This window comes from Rhodoferax sp. WC2427 (genome assembly GCF_040822085.1).
Lineage (GTDB): Bacteria > Pseudomonadota > Gammaproteobacteria > Burkholderiales > Burkholderiaceae_C > Rhodoferax_B.
In genome coordinates this window covers 4,717,227-4,732,864 of sequence record NZ_CP162006.1, presented here as the reverse complement: position 1 = coordinate 4,732,864, position 15,638 = coordinate 4,717,227, and the positions used below count along the sequence as shown (strand labels likewise).

Below are 15,638 nucleotides of genomic sequence, written 5' to 3'. Positions count from 1 at the left end.
TGGGAAGCTCCTAAGTTGAAAATCGTTTTTTCAAAAGAGGGCTTCGTGCGCTGGGCACTGCGAGCGGCCTTTTCAGAAAACGGCTTTACAACCTCGGGGGCTGGGAAGCCGATTTTAGAGACACCCAGCCAAGTTACAGAGCGATTACAGGGAAATGATATGCAAACGTTGCATGAGGTTATGTGCGTTGGTATTGGGGCCAACCGATTCCCGCTCCTGGCCGGAAAAACCAATAAAAATAGCCGCCAGCGCCCGTGGATAGGGCGTGACAAGCTATCTAAAGCATAGCTAGCGAATTAGGAGACGAAGGGGGAAGGGGGGCTGATAAGAACGTCGGCTCTGCGTTGCGCAGAACCTGGGCACCCGCCCTGCAAAGGGGCTTGGTGCTATTGGATCAATAGCTGCCAGTCCATGCCGGACCGGCGCCAGGGGCTGATCAGGCCATGGAAACGGCGATAAATGCCAGCAAGAAAATCAGTACACCGCCCACGATTGGCAGCACCATGGGGATCAGGGGCACGATGGCTTCCACGGCATCGGCTGGGACGTGTGCGGGGGTGCTGTGGTCGTCGGTGGGCTGGGACATGGGGTTTCCTTGGATTTCGGTTCTCGCCGATTCTAAGCGGAGACCCGTGCATATCCCATGCAGACAGGGGCTATGTGTGTTCTGGGAATATTAGGTGCCCGGGTCTTCCCATGCCCTGGCCGCTGCGTTATGGTGCGGCAACGAATCCCGTTGCGAGGAGCCTGTTTTATGGTGAAGCGTCTGGTTTTTGATCCTGCGAATCCGCAGCTGGTGGCCTCACCCGGCCTGAAAACCGCGCCCGTGCTGGATCTGATGTGCTCGCATTTCGTACTCACCCTGGTGGCCCGCCAAGGCCCCAAGTTCAATGTGCGCCGCGACCTCAACAGCCTGCTGGCCATGGCCGGGCGGCACCTGGTGTGGCCCCAGCCGGTGCTGCTGCGGCTGCGCGAGTTCCTCACCCGGCGCTGCAAGGACAACGAATTCTGGCGCGGCCACGCCACCCTGGGCACCACCGAATTTCTGGAGCGCCACGGCGTGTGGCGCGGCCCCTACGAAGAAGGCACGCTCTTCTTTTACCTGGACGAGTACGCCAAGGACCAGCCCAAGGATTTGCTCTCCGCTCTGGCCGTCACCGGTGAATGGCTGACCCACGCGCTAAAAAAGCAGTCCACCCTGGTGGAAAAGAACATCGACGCGCTGTCGGGCCTGCTGCAGCTCAACAAGGCCGAGCGCGCCCTGCTGCTGTACGGCACGCTGGCCCGCTACCAGCGCGACCTGCGCACCATCCTGGTCGAGGTCAAGGTGAACAACGCGCCCGAGGCCTATGCCGCGATTGCCGAGGTCGCCGGGGTCAGCCCGTCCGAAGTGGGCGAGGCTCTGCGCGCCGGGTCGCGGCTGGAACGCATCGGCCTGGTGGAAAACCTGATCTCCGAGCACAACATCACCGACCTGGCCGACCTGATGAAGGTCAGCGAAAAGCTGCCCCCGGTGCTGATGCGCGAATACCGCGACCAGAGCGAGCTGATGGCCGTGTTCACCCGCCCGGCCACCAAGAGCACCCTCGCCCTGAACGACTTCACCTACGTGCTGGACGACGCGCAGGTGCTGGTGTCCCTGCTGCGCAACGCGGTGGCGCGCAAGGAGCCGGGCGTGAACGTACTGCTCTACGGCCCGCCCGGCACCGGCAAGACCGAACTGGCCCGCGTGGTGGCCCAGGCCGCCGGGCTGGACTTGTTCGAGGTGGAATACGCCGACCGCGACGGCAACTCCCTCAGTGGCCGCGACCGCTACCGCTCGCTGCAGATCGCCCAGGTGTTCCTCAAGGGCAGCGTGCAGGCCGCGCTGCTGTTTGACGAGGTGGAAGACGTGTTTCCGCCCATCAGCACCGAGGCCGCCCAGCTCATGGCCCGCGCCGAGCAGGTGGCGGCGCCCAGCAGCGCATCGGTCAGCGGCAAGGCCTGGGTGAACCAGATTCTGGAGTCCAACAGCGTGCCCACCCTGTGGGTGACCAACCGCATCGAGCAGATCGACCCGGCCTTCCGCCGCCGCTTTGCCTACCACCTGGAGCTGAAGTCGCCCCCGCCCGGTGCCCGCGAGGGCCTGGTGCGCAAGACGCTGGAGGGCGTGGCGGTGAGCGATGCCTTTGTGGCCAAACTCACCGAGCGCAAGGGCCTGACCCCGGCGCAAATCCGCACCGCGGTGCGCTTTGCCGGTCTGGTCACCCCGGCCACCGACAGCAGCTTTGAAAACCTGATCGACCGCCAGCTCCAGAACGCCGACCGGGCCCTGGGCAACAGCGCCAGCGACCACGCCCGTCGCCCCAGCGCCACCACCTACAGCCTGGACATGCTCAACGTGGAAAGCCGCTTCGAGATCCCCCGCATCGTGCAGGCCCTGAAGGCGCGTGGCCACGGCACCCTGTGCTTTTTTGGCGCCCCCGGCACCGGAAAAACCGCACTGGCCGAGCACATCGCCAAGGCGCTGGACAAGCCGCTGCTGATCAAGCAGGCCAGCGACCTGATGAGCAAATACGTCGGCGAAACCGAGCAGAAGATGGCCGCCATGTTCAAAGAGGCCGAGGCCGAAAAAGCCGTGCTGCTGCTGGACGAGGCCGACAGCTTTCTGCAAGACCGGCGCGGCGCGCAGCGCACCTACGAGGTTACCGAGGTGAACGAAATGCTGCAGGGCATGGAGCGTTACCGCGGCATCTTTGTGTGCACCACCAACCTGCTGGACCGCATCGACCAGGCGGCGCTGCGCCGCTTCACCTTCAAGATCCAGTTCAAGCCCCTGCTGCGCGGCCAGCGCGAGGCCATGTTTGTGCAGGAAGCGCTGGGTGGCGACGCGGCTCTGCTCACCGACGCGCTGGGCACCCGTTTGGGCAAGCTGGAGCAACTCTGCCCTGGCGATTTTGCGGCGGTGAAGCGCCAAGCCGAGATTCTGGATGCCGCCCTGAGCGCCATCGAGTTCATGGAGCAGCTGGAAGCCGAGCACCGCATCAAACCCGAGGTGCGTGAGGCGCGGGGCATGGGATTCATGCTCTAGCCACCCCGCATGCCCACATTCGACTACAAGGTGTGGGTTCATCCGCCAGGCGCGGAAAGCAAGCACGGCATGCGCATGCGGCGCGCGCTGCTGGTCTGGAGTGCGGTGATGGCCCTGGGCATGCTGTGCTGGGGCGTGTATTTCGGCCTGCGCGGAACATGGTCTATTGCGGTGTGCAACATCCTGCTGGCCGCCATTGCGGCCATGAGTGCGGTCCTCACCCAACGGGGCCACACCCGTAGCGCCACCTTGTTGATGGTGGGCAGCCTGTACGTCGCGCTGTGCCTGCTCTGCCTGGTGCAAGACATTCCCAATGCCCAGGCACCCCGCTCTGCCCACCACTTCTTTTTGGTCATGGGCATGGGCACTTTTTTGGTCTTCAAGCGCGAACGACCCTGGCTGCGGCATGGCATCTCACTGGCCTGTTTTGCCACGTTTTTTGTGTTTGCCAGCACCCAGTGGGGCTTCGATACGCCCTATGTGTTGCCCGATGCGGTGCGCATTCCTGGCACCTGGTTCAACAACGCATTGGCCCTGCTGGGGCTGTACGCCCTGCTGCACGTGATGCAGTCGGAAATAACGGCCTACAACGCCATGGCTTCCGACCTGCGCAAAGCCCTGCCTGGCAACCAGTTTGCGCTGTACTACCAGCCCCAGACGGACGAGCAGGGCCACATCGCGGGCGTGGAGGCGCTGGTGCGCTGGATCCATCCGGTCAACGGCATGGTGTCCCCGGCAGAGTTCATTCCCGTGGCGGAGGAAACCGGTTTGATCCTGCCCCTGGGCCACTGGGTGCTGGGCACGGCCTGCGCCCAGCTGGTGCGCTGGTCGCAGGACCCGGCCACGGCAGAGCTGTCGATCGCCGTGAATGTCAGTGCCCAGCAGTTCAAGCAGCCCGACTACGTGCAGCAGGTGCTGTCGGTGCTGGCGCGCTCGGGGGCAGACGCTTCGCGGCTGAAGCTGGAGCTGACCGAGAGCATGCTGGTCAACGATGTGGACGACATCATCGCCAAGATGACGGCCTTGCGCGCCCATGGCGTGCGCCTGTCGCTGGACGACTTTGGCACCGGCTACTCGTCGCTGAGCTACCTGAAAAAGCTGCCACTGGACCAGATCAAGATCGACAAGTCGTTTGTGCGCGATGTGCTCACCGACCCCAACGACGCCGCCATCGCCCGCACCGTGGTCACGCTGGCGCACAACATGGGCTTGCAGGTGATTGCCGAGGGCGTGGAAACCGAGGGCCAGCGCCAGTTTCTGGCCGACATTGGCTGCGCGGCCATCCAGGGCTACCTGGTCAGTCGGCCCATACCGATTGGCGAGTTTGCAGCGTTTTTAGCCGCCTACGCCGCCACGCACACCCCCAGCACCGCCTCGCCATAGGCCTCCAGCTTCTTCGCGCCAATGCCGCTCACGCCCTCCAGGTCGCCCAGGCTGCGCGGGTCGATGGCGGCAATCGCGGCCAGGGTGGCGTCGTGGAAGATCACGTAGGCGGGCAGGTTGTGCTCGCGGGCCACTTCGGCGCGCCAGGCTTTCAGGGCGGTGAAGCGGGTTTGGGCGCTGTCGTCCAGCGCCGCCACCACGGCCGATTTGGCGGCGGACCTGGCGGTGGATTTCTCGCGTTTGGGTTTGCCCTGCGCCGGGCCGGAGACAGACGCGCGCAGCATCAGCGGCACCTCGCCCTTGAGCACCGCGCGCGAGCCCTCGGTCAGGCCCAGGGTGTTGTATTCGCCTTGCACGGCCACCGCGCCGATGGCGATCAGCTGGCGCAGCACGCCGCGCAATTGCAACTCGCTGTAGTCCGTGCCCAGGCCAAAGGTGCTGAGGCTGCTGTGGTTGAACTGGTTCACCTTGTCGGTGGTTTTGCCCCGCAAAATGTCCATGATGTGGCCCGCACCAAAGGTGATGCCGCTCATCTGCTGGATGCGGTAGATGGTGGACAGCAGCTTGCGCGCCGCCTCGGTGCCGTCCCACACCTGCGGCGGCTCCAGGCAGTTGTCGCAATTCCCGCAGGGGGCGGACTTTTCACCAAAGTACGCCAGCAGCCGCACCCGGCGGCAGTCGGTCGCCTCGGCCAGGCCCAGCAGCGCGTCCAGCTTGCCGCGCATGACCTGCTTGAACTCTTCGCTTGCCGGGCTTTCATCGATCATGCGGCGCTGGTTCACCACGTCCTGCAGGCCGTAGACCATCCACGCTTCGGCGGGCAGGCCGTCGCGCCCGGCGCGGCCCGTCTCCTGGTAGTAGCCTTCGATGTTTTTCGGCATGTCCAGGTGGGCCACAAAACGCACATCCGGCTTGTCGATGCCCATGCCGAAGGCGATGGTGGCCACCATCACAATGCCCTCTTCGCGCAGAAAGCGGTCCTGGTGCGTCTGGCGCAGCTTGGTGTCCAGCCCGGCGTGGTACGGCAGGGCGTTGATGCCGTGTTCGCACAGCGTCTGCGCCACCTCTTCCACCCGCTTGCGCGACTGGCAGTACACCACCCCGGCATCTTGAAAATCCGCCCCCGCATGCTCGCGCTGGATGAAGCGCAGCAGCTGCTGGGTGGCATCCTTCTTCTCCACGATGGTGTAGCGGATGTTGGGCCGGTCAAAGCTGCTGACGAAATGCTGGGCATCTTCCAGCTGCAGCCGCTCCACGATGTCGGCCCGCGTCAGCGCGTCGGCCGTGGCCGTGAGCGCAATCCGCGGCACGCTGGCGTAGCGCTGGTGCAGCACCGTCAGCGCCCGGTATTCGGGCCGGAAGTCGTGGCCCCACTGGCTCACGCAGTGCACTTCGTCAATCGCAAACAGACTCAGCTGGCCGCGCGCCATCAGTTCGTCCAGCTGGTCCAGAAAGCGCGGCGTGGTGATGCGCTCGGGCGCGGCGTACAGCATGGTGATGTCGCCCCGCATCAGGCGGCGCTCCACGTCCAGCGCCTCGGCAAAGCTCAGCGTGGAGTTCAAAAACGCCGCCGACACCCCCGCCTCGTGCAGCGCCCCCACCTGGTCGTGCATCAGCGCAATCAGCGGCGAAATCACGATGGTCACCCCCTGCCCCGCCATTTGGCGCGCAATCGCCGGAATCTGGTAACACAGCGACTTGCCGCCGCCCGTGGGCATCAGCACCAGCGCATCGCCCCCGGCCACCACATGCTCCACGATGGCTTGTTGCGGCCCACGAAACTGCTCGTAGCCAAAGGTTTCACGCAGGATGGCGAGGGGAGTCGAAGACAATGCGGTTGCTCTGCAATTTATAGCTGCTTGCGCTGATGGAATGGGCACTAGGAGCTGATTTTGTATGTAAACCAACGTTGGGCTGGTCGGAGGTGGGTATTGTGCCCGGCTCCTGGGGTGTCCCATCCAGTCCTGCGTTGGTCCGTGCCCGATCAAGCCAAGGCGGGACGGAATATCGCCAAGTTCTTTGGTAAAACTGCAATTGCTCTGCAATTGATAGCTGCCAACGCCCACCAGATAAGCGCAGGCAACCGATTTTCCTTAAAACTTCCCATCCGTCGCCACCGACACCCCCCGCCAAGCCTCCAGCTCCCCCCGCAGCGCGTCGATCTTCGCCCCAATGATCTCCACCGCATCACTCCCCGCCGCCAGGCGCAGCGGCGGCGCGGGGTGGGCCGCCAGTTGCAGCAGCACGGCAGCCAGCCGCGCCGGGTCGCCTGGCTGCTGGTGGTTGCGGGCGCTAAGGCCTTCGGCCACCTGGGCGGATTGCGCGGTGTAATCAGCAAAGGGGGCGGCCAGGGACTGGCTGCCGGTGCGCATCGACTGGCCGTCCAGAAAGTCGGTGCGAAACGCGCCGGGCTGCACGATGGTGACAAAGATGCCGAAGGCGGCCACCTCCTGCGCCAGGGCCTCGGAGAAGCCTTCCACCGCAAACTTGCTGGCGCTGTACAGGGCGGTGCCGGTGCGGCCCCGCATCCCGGCGATGGACGAGAGGTTCAGCACCCGGCCTGCGCGCTGCTGGCGCATCACCGGCAGTACCGCGCGGGTCACATGGAACAGGCCGAACACATTGGTGTCGAACTGCGCCTGGGCATCCGCCGCGGTGCTTTCTTCGAACAGGCCGAGCTGGCCGTAGCCCGCGTTGTTGACCAGCACGTCGATGCGGCCAAAGCGGGCCACGGCGGCCTGCACGGCGGCGTGGGCCTGGGCTTCGATGGTCACGTCCAGGTCCAGCGCCAGCAGACGGTCGTGGACAGTGGCGATGCTGTGGCGGCTGCGGGCGGTGGCCACCACGTTGTGGCCTGCGGCCAGGGCGGCTTGCACGGTGTGCGCGCCAATGCCGCGCGCGGCACCGGTGATGAACCAGGTGGTGGGTTGGAAAGTCATGGGGGCTCCTTGGGTTGAAAGAGCTTGACTATCCCCGTGCTGGCCCCTGCGGCGGTAGCGCGATGCTGCCGGGCTCTTGCATAATCCTCGCATGTTGCCATCCACGCCCATCGAACCCTCCAAGGAACTTTGCGATGTGATTGCACGGCACTGGCAGGGTAACCAAGTCGCCACGGCCCTGCCGCGCGTGCGGCTGGTGCGGGCGGACGCACCCACCTTGCCGGTGGCGGTGGTCTACCAGCCCATTCTGTACATCGTGGCGCAGGGGGCCAAGCGGCTGCTGCTGGGCGGGTCGGTGGTGGAATACCGCGCCGGACAGTGCCTGCTGGTGTCGGTGGACCTGCCGGTGACCGGGGCGGTGGTGCAGGCCAGGCCGGAGCAGCCCTACCTGGCCTTTGCCCTGGCCCTGGACACGGCGGTGCTGGCCGACATGCTGCTGGCCTTGCCGAGCCAGCCCACGGGCACCCCGTCGCCCGGCCTGGCCGTCAGCCCGGCCACGCCCGACCTGCTGGATGCCGCCCTGCGCCTGCTGCGGCTGCTGGACACCCCGGCCCACATCCCCATGCTGGCACCGCTGATTGAAAGGGAAATCCTGTACCGCCTGCTCACCGGCGCACAGGCCCCCATGCTGCGCCAGATCGCCCTGGCCCACAGCCAGCTGGCGCACATCGGCCGCGCGATAGCCTGGATCCGTGGCCATTTCGCCGAGCCGCTGCGCATTGATACGGTGGCACAGCAAGTGCACATGACGGCCTCTACCTTCCACCGCCATTTCAAGGCCGTCACCGCCATGAGCCCGCTGCAGTACCAAAAGCAGATCCGCCTGCAGGAAGCCCGCCGCCTGCTGCTGGCGGGCCAGGCCGACGCGGCCAGCATCGGCTTTGCCGTGGGCTACGAGAGCCCGTCCCAGTTCAGCCGCGAATACGCCCGCCTGTTCGGCCAGCCGCCGCTGCGCGATGCTGTACGCCTGCGCAGCCTGGGGCCGTTGCAGGAGGCATGAACGGTGTACGGCCAGGTTTCCTACAATCGACCCCTCATGAAAACGCCTACCTACACCCGCGCCCAGCAACTCCCCGCCATTCTGGCGCAACGCATCGCCATCCTCGACGGCGCGATGGGCACCATGATCCAGCGCTTCAAGCTGACCGAAGAACAATACCGCGGTGAGCGCTTCAAGGACTTCCACAAGGACGTGAAGGGCAACAACGAGCTGCTCAGCCTGACGCGCCCGGACGTGATCCGCGACATCCACGAGGGCTACCTGGCCGCCGGGGCCGACCTGATCGAGACCAACACCTTTGGCGCGACCACCGTGGCCCAGGCCGACTACGACATGGCCGACCTCGCCATCGAGATGAACCTGGCGTCGGCCCGCATCGCCCGCGCCGCCTGCGACAAGTACAGCACGCCCGACAAGCCGCGCTTTGTCTGCGGCGCGCTCGGCCCCACGCCCAAGACCGCCAGCATCAGCCCCGACGTGAACGACCCCGGCGCGCGCAATGTGACCTTTGAAGAGCTGCGCGCCGCCTACTACGACCAGACCAAGGCGCTGGCGGAGGGCGGCAGCGACGTGATCCTGGTGGAAACCATCTTCGACACCCTGAATGCCAAGGCCGCGCTGTTTGCGGTGGACGAGTACTTTGCCGACTCGGGCCAGCGCCTGCCGCTGATCATCAGCGGCACGGTGACCGACGCCTCGGGCCGCATCCTCAGCGGCCAGACCGTCACCGCCTTCTGGCACAGCGTACGCCACGCCCAGCCGCTGGCCGTGGGCCTGAACTGCGCCCTGGGCGCGGCGCTGATGCGCCCCTACATCCAGGAGCTGCACCGCGTGGCCCCGGACACCTTCATCAGCTGCTACCCCAACGCCGGTCTGCCCAACCCGATGAGCGACACCGGTTTCGACGAAACCCCGGATGTCACCTCGGCCCTGGTGCGCGAGTTCGCCGCCGAGGGGCTGGTCAACATCGTGGGCGGCTGCTGCGGCACCACGCCGGAGCACATTGCCGCCATCCACGGTGCGGTGACACCCCTGCCGGGCCGCGTGCTGCGCCCGTATTTCCACCGCGACGAATCCACCGAAACCGAACAAGAGGCTGCCTGACATGCAAAAAGTACGCTGGGGTGTGTTGAGTACCGCCAAGATTGGCATGGAAAAAGTCACCCCGGCGCTGATGCGCAGCCAGTGGTGCGATGTGCAGGCGATTGCCTCGCGCGCCCTGCCGTCCGCCCGCGCCGCGGCGGACAAGTTGGGCATTCCCACCGCCTACGGCTCCTACGAAGAGCTGCTGGCCGACCCGAACATCGAGGCCATCTACAACCCCCTGCCCAACGACCTGCACGTGCCCATGACCCTGGCGGCGGCGCGTGCGGGCAAGCATGTGCTGTGCGAAAAGCCGATCGCCCTGAACGCCAATGAAGCGGCGCAGCTGCGCGAAGTGGCGGGCAAAGTCCACATCATGGAAGCCTTCATGGTGCGTTTCCACCCGCAGTGGCTGCGCACCCGGGAGCTGGTGCAAAGCGGTGCCTTGGGCGAGCGCTGCACGGTGCAGGCCTGGTTCTCGTACTTCAACCGCAACCCCGACAACATCCGCAACGATGCCAGCAAGGGCGGCGGCGCACTGTTTGACATTGGCTGCTACCCCATCGTGGCCGGGCGCTTTCTGTTCGGTGCCGAGCCGCTGCGCGTGATGGCGCTGGCCGATATGGACCCCGAGTTTGGCGTAGACCGCATGTTCAGCGCGCTGCTGGACTTTGGCGGTGGCCGCCAGCTCAATTTCACCGTGTCCACCCAGTCCACGCCCTACCAGCGCGTGCAGGTGGTGGGCACGCAGCAGCGGGTAGAGATCGAGATCCCGTTCAACGCGCCGCAAGGGGAAGCCACCCGCATCTTCATCGACAACGGCAAGGCCCTGGGCGGTGCCAGCGCCACGGTGGAAACCTTTGCGCCCTGCGACCAGTACAGCCTGGAAGGCGACGCCTTCTCGCTGGCCATCCGCGGCCAAGCCCCGCTGCAGTACGGCGTGGAAGACGCGATCCAGAACATGTTGATCATCGACGCGCTGTTTGCCTCGCAGCGCAGCGGCCAGTGGGTAGCGCTCTAGTTGCTATTTAATTAGTAGCTTATCATGCTGATGGAATAAGCGCTAGAGGCCGATTTCTTATAAATTCTCTGCCGCCTTGCGGGCCGCGCGCCCGGCGCTCACCAGGGCGATGAAGCGCTGCGCGGCCAGGCCCAGCGGCCTTTCTTTGGACCAGACCACGTCCACCCACAGCTCCAGCCGGTTGGTCAGGTTGTCGAACGGCATCTGCACCAGCGTGCCCGCGGCGATCTGGCTGCGCACAAACGACTGCGGCAGCCAGCCCCAGCCGATGCCGGCCTCGATCAGGCCCAGCGCGGCGATGTGGTTGTCGGTGCGCCAGCAGTGGCGGGCGTAGGCAAAGCGGGTGTCAATGGCGGCCAGGTCGCGGCTGGCCACCACGATCTGGCGGGTGTTGGTGAGCTGCTCCTCGCGCAGGCCCGCACCCGCCTGCAGGGTTTGGGCTAGCAGGGTGGGGGCCATCACGGCGACCAAGATTTCGCTGCTTACTTCCTGGAAGCCCTCGCGCCCATCCAGGCTGGGCCGCTCGAACACCAGCGCCAGATTGGCCCGGCCCGCGTGCAGCAGGGCCAGTGCATCGGTCTGCGGCGCGGCCAGCACCTCCACTTCGAGCAAGGGGTGTTCCTGTGCCAGCGTGGCCAGCGGGCTGCGCCACTCGGCGGCCAGCAGCTCGGGGGCGATGGCCAGGGTCAGGCGGCTCTCCAGCCCCTGGGTCAGGGCCAGCGCCTGGGCTTTCAGTTGCTGCAGCTGGGCGGCCAGCAGCCGGGCCTGCGGCTCCAGGGAGCGGGCCGCCGCCGTGGGCTGGGGCTCGCGGCCACGGCGGTCGAACAGCGGCAGGTTCAGCTCGGCCTCCAGGTGGGCGATGGCCATGCTCACCGCCGAGGGCACCCGCCCCAGTGCCCGCGCGGCGGCCGAGAACGAGCCCCGGTCCAGCACGGCCAGAAACACCTGCACGTTCTCGGAGGTAAATGCCATGGTTGTCTATCAGTAAGGTTGATATAAGCTGACTTTATGTATCAGAGTTTAAGACATACAGTCGCCGCATCCCCACCCGCCAGGACCCGCGCCATGCAAGGAATGAAACGAAAATTCGTCTACGTCAGCCTCTACGAGGGCTTTGCCATCGTGGCCGCCACGCTGGGGCTGGCCGGGATGTCGGGCCAGGGCATGCACGCGGCGGGCATTCTGGCGGTGGCGACCTCGGCGATTGCGATTGTCTGGAACCTGGTGTTCAACACCCTGTTCGAGCGCTGGGAGGCGCGCCAGGCCGTGCGCGGCCGCAGCCTGGCGCGCCGGGTGGCGCATGCTGTGGGTTTTGAGGGCGGCTTGACGGTGATTTTTGTGCCGCTGATGGCCTGGTGGCTGGACACCACCTGGTGGCAGGCCCTGGCCATGGACCTGGGGCTGCTGCTGTTCTTTCTGGTCTACACCTTTGCCTTCAACTGGGCGTTTGACCGGGTGTTTGGCCTGCCCGCGTCGGCCCTGCAAGCGGCCTGAGGGCGGTCGTTCAGGTCGGCATCAGGTGGTCGATTTCCTGCTGCATCGCCTGCACCAGCTGGCTGTAGCGCTTGACCTTTTCGGTGGTGTCGCGCAGCCGTTCGGCAATGCGCAGCGACACCGCCAGCAGCAGCTTGGCGGCGGTGTGCGGGTCGTCCTGGCTGAGCTTTTCCAGCGCGGCGCGCGACAGGATGGCGGCGGTGACGGCGGTGGTGGCGGTGCACGAGGCCAGCCGGGCCTGGCCGTCGATCAGGCCCATTTCGCCAATCAGGCTGCCCGGGCCGAGCACGCTGACCGTGACCGGGTTGCGCCGGCTCACCACGATGTTCTCCACCGTGACCTCGCCCTCCAGCAGTAGCAGCATGTAGCCGGTTTCGGTCTTGTCGCCTTCGTGGATGAAGGTGGTGTCCATGGGAATGCGGCGCGGGGTCATGTAGCTCACCACCGTCAGCGCCTCGGTGGGGCTGAGCTGCATCAGCGCGGTGGGCGCAATCAGCAGCTCGGCGGCGCGGCTGGCCGAATCCGAGTGCTGGACCGAACGCATGCGTGCCCGGGGTTTGCGCATTTCTGGCGCACGCGACAACTGGGTCTTGATGCCATCCATCAGGTTTTTGAACATGGTTGGGTCCGTGGTGAAGCCTGTTCCGCTTGTAGCACATCCCCTTGGCGCGCAGGCATGGTGCGGTATGTGAATGCTACAAAATAAATAGCTTGTCACGCTCATTCCATCAGCGCAAGGGCCGTATTTCTTATAAATATTCGCCCGCCCTTAAAATTGCAGCCTCCCAAGGAGCGTTGCAGCGGGTTTGTTCCCCGTCAGGCTTGGGTTGTGCCAACGACGCTCACCTGAACCCTTTCCCTCCACAGGTGAGTCGCATGCTTGAGTCCGTCGTTCCTTCCGTTCCCCCCATGCTGTTGTCTGGCCTGGAGCCCGTGCTCATCGGGCCGGGCACGCTTTTCGTCAACATCGGCGAGCGCACCAACGTCACCGGCTCCAAGGCCTTCGCCCGGATGATCCTGAACGGCGAGTTCGACCAGGCCTTGTCGGTGGCCCGCCAGCAGGTGGAAAACGGCGCGCAGGTGATCGACATCAACATGGACGAGGCCATGCTCGACAGCAAGGCTGCCATGGTGCGCTTTTTGAACCTGATTGCCTCCGAGCCCGACATCGCCCGCGTGCCGATCATGGTGGACAGCTCCAAGTGGGAAGTGATCGAGGCCGGGCTGCGCTGCATCCAGGGCAAGCCCATCGTCAACTCCATCAGCATGAAAGAGGGCGTGGACGCCTTCAAGCACCACGCCCGGCTGGTGCGGCGCTACGGTGCGGCGGCGGTGGTGATGGCGTTTGATGAGAAGGGCCAGGCCGACACCTACGCCCGCAAGATCGAGATTTGCGAGCGCGCCTACCGCATCCTGGTGGACGAGGTGGGCTTTCCGCCCGAAGACATCATCTTCGACCCCAACATCTTCGCCGTGGCCACGGGCATCGAAGAGCACAACAACTACGCGGTGGACTTCATCGAGGCCACGCGCTGGATCAAGCAGAACCTGCCGGGGGCCAAGGTCTCGGGCGGGGTGAGCAACGTGAGTTTCAGCTTCCGCGGCAACGACCCGGTGCGCGAGGCCATCCACACCGTGTTTCTGTACCACGCCATCCAGGCGGGCATGGACATGGGCATCGTCAACGCGGGCATGGTCGGCGTGTACGACGACCTGGAGCCGGTGCTGCGCGAGCGCGTGGAAGACGTGGTGCTGAACCGCCGCGAGGATGCGGGCGAGCGGCTGGTGGAGATTGCCGAAACCGCCAAGAGCGGCGCCAAGGACGAGAGCAAGCGCCTGGACTGGCGCGGCACGCCGGGCCATTTTGTGACGGTGGAGCAGCGCCTGAGTCACGCCATGGTGCACGGCATCACCGACTTCATCGTGCCCGACACCGAAGAGGCCTACCAGGCCATCCTGGCCAAGGGTGGCCGCCCGCTGCACGTGATCGAAGGCCCGCTGATGGCCGGTATGAACATCGTCGGCGACCTGTTTGGCCAGGGCAAGATGTTCCTGCCGCAGGTGGTCAAGTCGGCGCGGGTGATGAAGTCCGCCGTGGCGCACCTGATCCCCTACATCGAGGAAGAAAAGCGCCTGGACGAAGCCGCCGGCCGCGACGTGCGCACCAAGGGCAAGATCATCATCGCCACGGTGAAGGGCGACGTGCACGACATCGGCAAGAACATCGTCACCGTGGTCTTGCAGTGCAACAACTTCGAGGTCATCAACATGGGCGTGATGGTGCCCTGCCACGAGATTTTGGCCCGCGCCAAGGTGGAAGGCGCCGACATCGTGGGCCTGAGCGGCCTGATCACCCCCAGCCTGGAAGAAATGCAGTACGTGGCGGGCGAGATGCAGAAGGACGACCACTTCCGCATCAAGAAGATCCCGCTGATGATTGGCGGCGCCACCACCAGCCGCGTGCACACCGCTGTCAAGATCGCCCACCACTACGACGGCCCGGTGGTCTACGTGCCCGACGCCTCGCGCAGCGTGGGCGTGGCGCAAAGCCTGCTGGGCGACGGCGCGGGCGCGTTCATCGACGAACTGAATGCCGACTACGACAAGGTTCGCCTGCAGCACGCCAACAAGAAGCAAACCCCGCTGTGGCCGCTGGCCAAGTGCCGGGCCAACAAAACGCCGATGGACTGGAGCGGCTACACCCCCAAGGTGCCCAAATTCATTGGGCGCCGGGTGTTCAAGAACTTTGATTTGACCGAGCTGGCCCGCTACATCGACTGGGGCCCGTTCTTCCAGACCTGGGACCTGGCCGGGCCGTACCCCGCCATCCTGACCGACGAAGTGGTGGGCGTGGAGGCCAGCCGCGTGTTCAAGGACGCGCAGGCCATGCTCAAGCGGGCCATCGAGGGCCGCTGGCTCACCGCCAACGGCGTGGTCGCCCTGTACCCGGCCAACAGCGTGGACGACGACGACATCGCCTTCTACACCGACGAATCCCGCACCGAGGTGGCCTTGACCTGGCACGGCCTGCGCCAGCAAGCCGAGAAGCAGGCCATCGATGGGGTGATGCGCCCCAGCCGCTGCCTGGCCGACTTTGTGGCCCCGCGCAGCAGCGGTGTCAAAGACTACGCGGGCCTGTTTGCCGTGACCGCCGGGTTGGGTGCCGAGAAGAAAGAGGCGCAGTTCCAGGCCGAGCTGGACGACTACTCCAGCATCATGCTCAAAGCCATCGCCGACCGCCTGGCCGAAGCCTTTGCCGAATGCCTGCACCACCGAGTGCGTACCGACCTGTGGGGTTACGCGCCGCAGGAGTCGCTGAGCATCGACGAGATGATTGGCGAAAAGTACACCGGCATCCGCCCCGCGCCCGGCTACCCGGCCTGCCCGGACCACAGCGTCAAGAAAGACATGTTTGCGCTGCTGCAATGCCATGAGATCGGCATGGAACTGACGGAAAGCCTGGCCATGATGCCCGCGGCCAGCGTCAGCGGCTTCCAGCTGGGCCACCCGGACAGTGTGTACTTCAACGTCGGCAAGATCGGCGAAGACCAGCTCAAAGACCTGGCCCAGCGCCGGGGTGTACCCGAGGCGGATTTGCGGCGTTTTCTGGCACCCAATTTGTAAGAACACGTTGCAGACCGGGGTTTT

The 15,638-nt window shown here is 65.3% G+C and carries 13 protein-coding genes and 1 riboswitch; of the genes, 8 read left to right on the top strand and 5 right to left on the bottom strand.

What is annotated here, in order from left to right:
* Positions 1–15 precede the first annotated feature (15 nt).
* Positions 16–288, top strand: coding sequence for a hypothetical protein (locus AB3G31_RS21935; protein WP_367848156.1), 273 nt, complete (start codon positions 16–18; stop codon positions 286–288).
* A 148-nt stretch (positions 289–436) separates the two neighbouring features.
* Here AB3G31_RS21935 and AB3G31_RS21930 read toward each other — a convergent pair whose 3' ends face one another.
* Positions 437–586: a hypothetical protein gene (locus AB3G31_RS21930; RefSeq protein ID WP_367848155.1), complete on the bottom strand. Its 150-nt coding sequence runs from the start codon at positions 584–586 to the stop codon at positions 437–439.
* Positions 587–754: 168 nt separating this feature from the next.
* Between AB3G31_RS21930 and AB3G31_RS21925 the strand changes: the two genes are divergently transcribed.
* Together AB3G31_RS21925 and AB3G31_RS21920 are read left to right on the top strand one after the other, a co-directional pair.
* Positions 755–3,070 (top strand): ATP-binding protein, encoded by a 2,316-nt coding sequence (locus AB3G31_RS21925; protein WP_367848154.1) that lies wholly within the window; start codon positions 755–757, stop codon positions 3,068–3,070.
* A 9-nt stretch (positions 3,071–3,079) separates the two neighbouring features.
* Entirely contained in the window at positions 3,080–4,453 is a 1,374-nt protein-coding gene (locus AB3G31_RS21920; RefSeq protein WP_367848153.1) for a putative bifunctional diguanylate cyclase/phosphodiesterase, read from the top strand.
* Here the strand turns inward: AB3G31_RS21920 and recQ are convergent.
* Complete coding sequence (gene recQ, locus AB3G31_RS21915; protein ID WP_367848152.1) at positions 4,414–6,285, bottom strand: DNA helicase RecQ; 1,872 nt, start codon at positions 6,283–6,285, stop codon at positions 4,414–4,416. The genes AB3G31_RS21920 and recQ overlap by 40 nt on opposite strands.
* A gap of 261 nt (positions 6,286–6,546) precedes the next feature.
* Positions 6,547–7,392 (bottom strand): SDR family NAD(P)-dependent oxidoreductase, encoded by an 846-nt coding sequence (locus AB3G31_RS21910; RefSeq protein ID WP_367848151.1) that lies wholly within the window; start codon positions 7,390–7,392, stop codon positions 6,547–6,549.
* A 91-nt stretch (positions 7,393–7,483) separates the two neighbouring features.
* On the opposite strand from AB3G31_RS21910, the gene AB3G31_RS21905 reads away from it, so the two are divergent.
* From AB3G31_RS21905 to AB3G31_RS21895, 3 genes are read left to right on the top strand one after another with little or no spacing between them, the layout of a single operon-like run.
* Positions 7,484–8,392 (top strand): AraC family transcriptional regulator N-terminal domain-containing protein, encoded by a 909-nt coding sequence (locus tag AB3G31_RS21905; RefSeq protein ID WP_367848150.1) that lies wholly within the window; start codon positions 7,484–7,486, stop codon positions 8,390–8,392.
* Between the two features lie 36 nt (positions 8,393–8,428).
* Positions 8,429–9,496, top strand: coding sequence for a homocysteine S-methyltransferase family protein (locus tag AB3G31_RS21900; RefSeq protein ID WP_367848149.1), 1,068 nt, complete (start codon positions 8,429–8,431; stop codon positions 9,494–9,496).
* A gap of 1 nt (position 9,497) precedes the next feature.
* Positions 9,498–10,496 (top strand): Gfo/Idh/MocA family protein, encoded by a 999-nt coding sequence (locus AB3G31_RS21895; RefSeq protein ID WP_367848148.1) that lies wholly within the window; start codon positions 9,498–9,500, stop codon positions 10,494–10,496.
* Positions 10,497–10,553: 57 nt separating this feature from the next.
* Here AB3G31_RS21895 and AB3G31_RS21890 read toward each other — a convergent pair whose 3' ends face one another.
* Positions 10,554–11,468, bottom strand: coding sequence for a LysR family transcriptional regulator (locus AB3G31_RS21890; RefSeq protein WP_367848147.1), 915 nt, complete (start codon positions 11,466–11,468; stop codon positions 10,554–10,556).
* Positions 11,469–11,561: 93 nt separating this feature from the next.
* Here AB3G31_RS21890 and AB3G31_RS21885 point away from each other — a divergent pair, with 93 nt between their 5' ends.
* Entirely contained in the window at positions 11,562–11,990 is a 429-nt protein-coding gene (locus AB3G31_RS21885; RefSeq protein ID WP_367848146.1) for a PACE efflux transporter, read from the top strand.
* Positions 11,991–12,000: 10 nt separating this feature from the next.
* Here the strand turns inward: AB3G31_RS21885 and AB3G31_RS21880 are convergent, their stop codons facing one another.
* A complete protein-coding gene (locus AB3G31_RS21880; RefSeq protein ID WP_367848145.1) occupies positions 12,001–12,609 on the bottom strand; it encodes a cyclic nucleotide-binding domain-containing protein in 609 nt (202 codons plus the stop codon).
* 162 nt (positions 12,610–12,771) lie between these two features.
* A riboswitch (S-adenosyl-L-homocysteine riboswitch) is annotated at positions 12,772–12,841 on the top strand.
* Between the two features lie 58 nt (positions 12,842–12,899).
* Between AB3G31_RS21880 and metH the strand changes: the two genes are divergently transcribed.
* Positions 12,900–15,614 carry a methionine synthase gene (gene metH, locus AB3G31_RS21875; RefSeq protein ID WP_367850402.1) on the top strand — a complete coding sequence of 905 codons (2,715 nt, stop codon included), beginning with the start codon at positions 12,900–12,902 and terminating at the stop codon, positions 15,612–15,614.
* Positions 15,615–15,638: the final 24 nt, after the last annotated feature.

Excerpts from the sequence above, each read along its gene's own strand:
- AB3G31_RS21905 (WP_367848150.1), top strand. The coding sequence starts at position 7,484 with ATGTTGCCATCCACGCCCATCGAACCCTCCAAGGAACTTTGCGATGTG.
- AB3G31_RS21930 (WP_367848155.1), bottom strand. The coding sequence starts at position 586 with ATGTCCCAGCCCACCGACGACCACAGCACCCCCGCACACGTCCCAGCC.
- AB3G31_RS21920 (WP_367848153.1), top strand. The coding sequence starts at position 3,080 with ATGCCCACATTCGACTACAAGGTGTGGGTTCATCCGCCAGGCGCGGAA.
- AB3G31_RS21925 (WP_367848154.1), top strand. The coding sequence starts at position 755 with ATGGTGAAGCGTCTGGTTTTTGATCCTGCGAATCCGCAGCTGGTGGCC.
- AB3G31_RS21910 (WP_367848151.1), bottom strand. The coding sequence starts at position 7,392 with ATGACTTTCCAACCCACCACCTGGTTCATCACCGGTGCCGCGCGCGGC.
- AB3G31_RS21885 (WP_367848146.1), top strand. The coding sequence starts at position 11,562 with ATGCAAGGAATGAAACGAAAATTCGTCTACGTCAGCCTCTACGAGGGC.
- AB3G31_RS21890 (WP_367848147.1), bottom strand. The coding sequence starts at position 11,468 with ATGGCATTTACCTCCGAGAACGTGCAGGTGTTTCTGGCCGTGCTGGAC.
- AB3G31_RS21880 (WP_367848145.1), bottom strand. The coding sequence starts at position 12,609 with ATGTTCAAAAACCTGATGGATGGCATCAAGACCCAGTTGTCGCGTGCG.
- AB3G31_RS21895 (WP_367848148.1), top strand. The coding sequence starts at position 9,498 with ATGCAAAAAGTACGCTGGGGTGTGTTGAGTACCGCCAAGATTGGCATG.
- metH (WP_367850402.1), top strand. The coding sequence starts at position 12,900 with ATGCTGTTGTCTGGCCTGGAGCCCGTGCTCATCGGGCCGGGCACGCTT.
- AB3G31_RS21900 (WP_367848149.1), top strand. The coding sequence starts at position 8,429 with ATGAAAACGCCTACCTACACCCGCGCCCAGCAACTCCCCGCCATTCTG.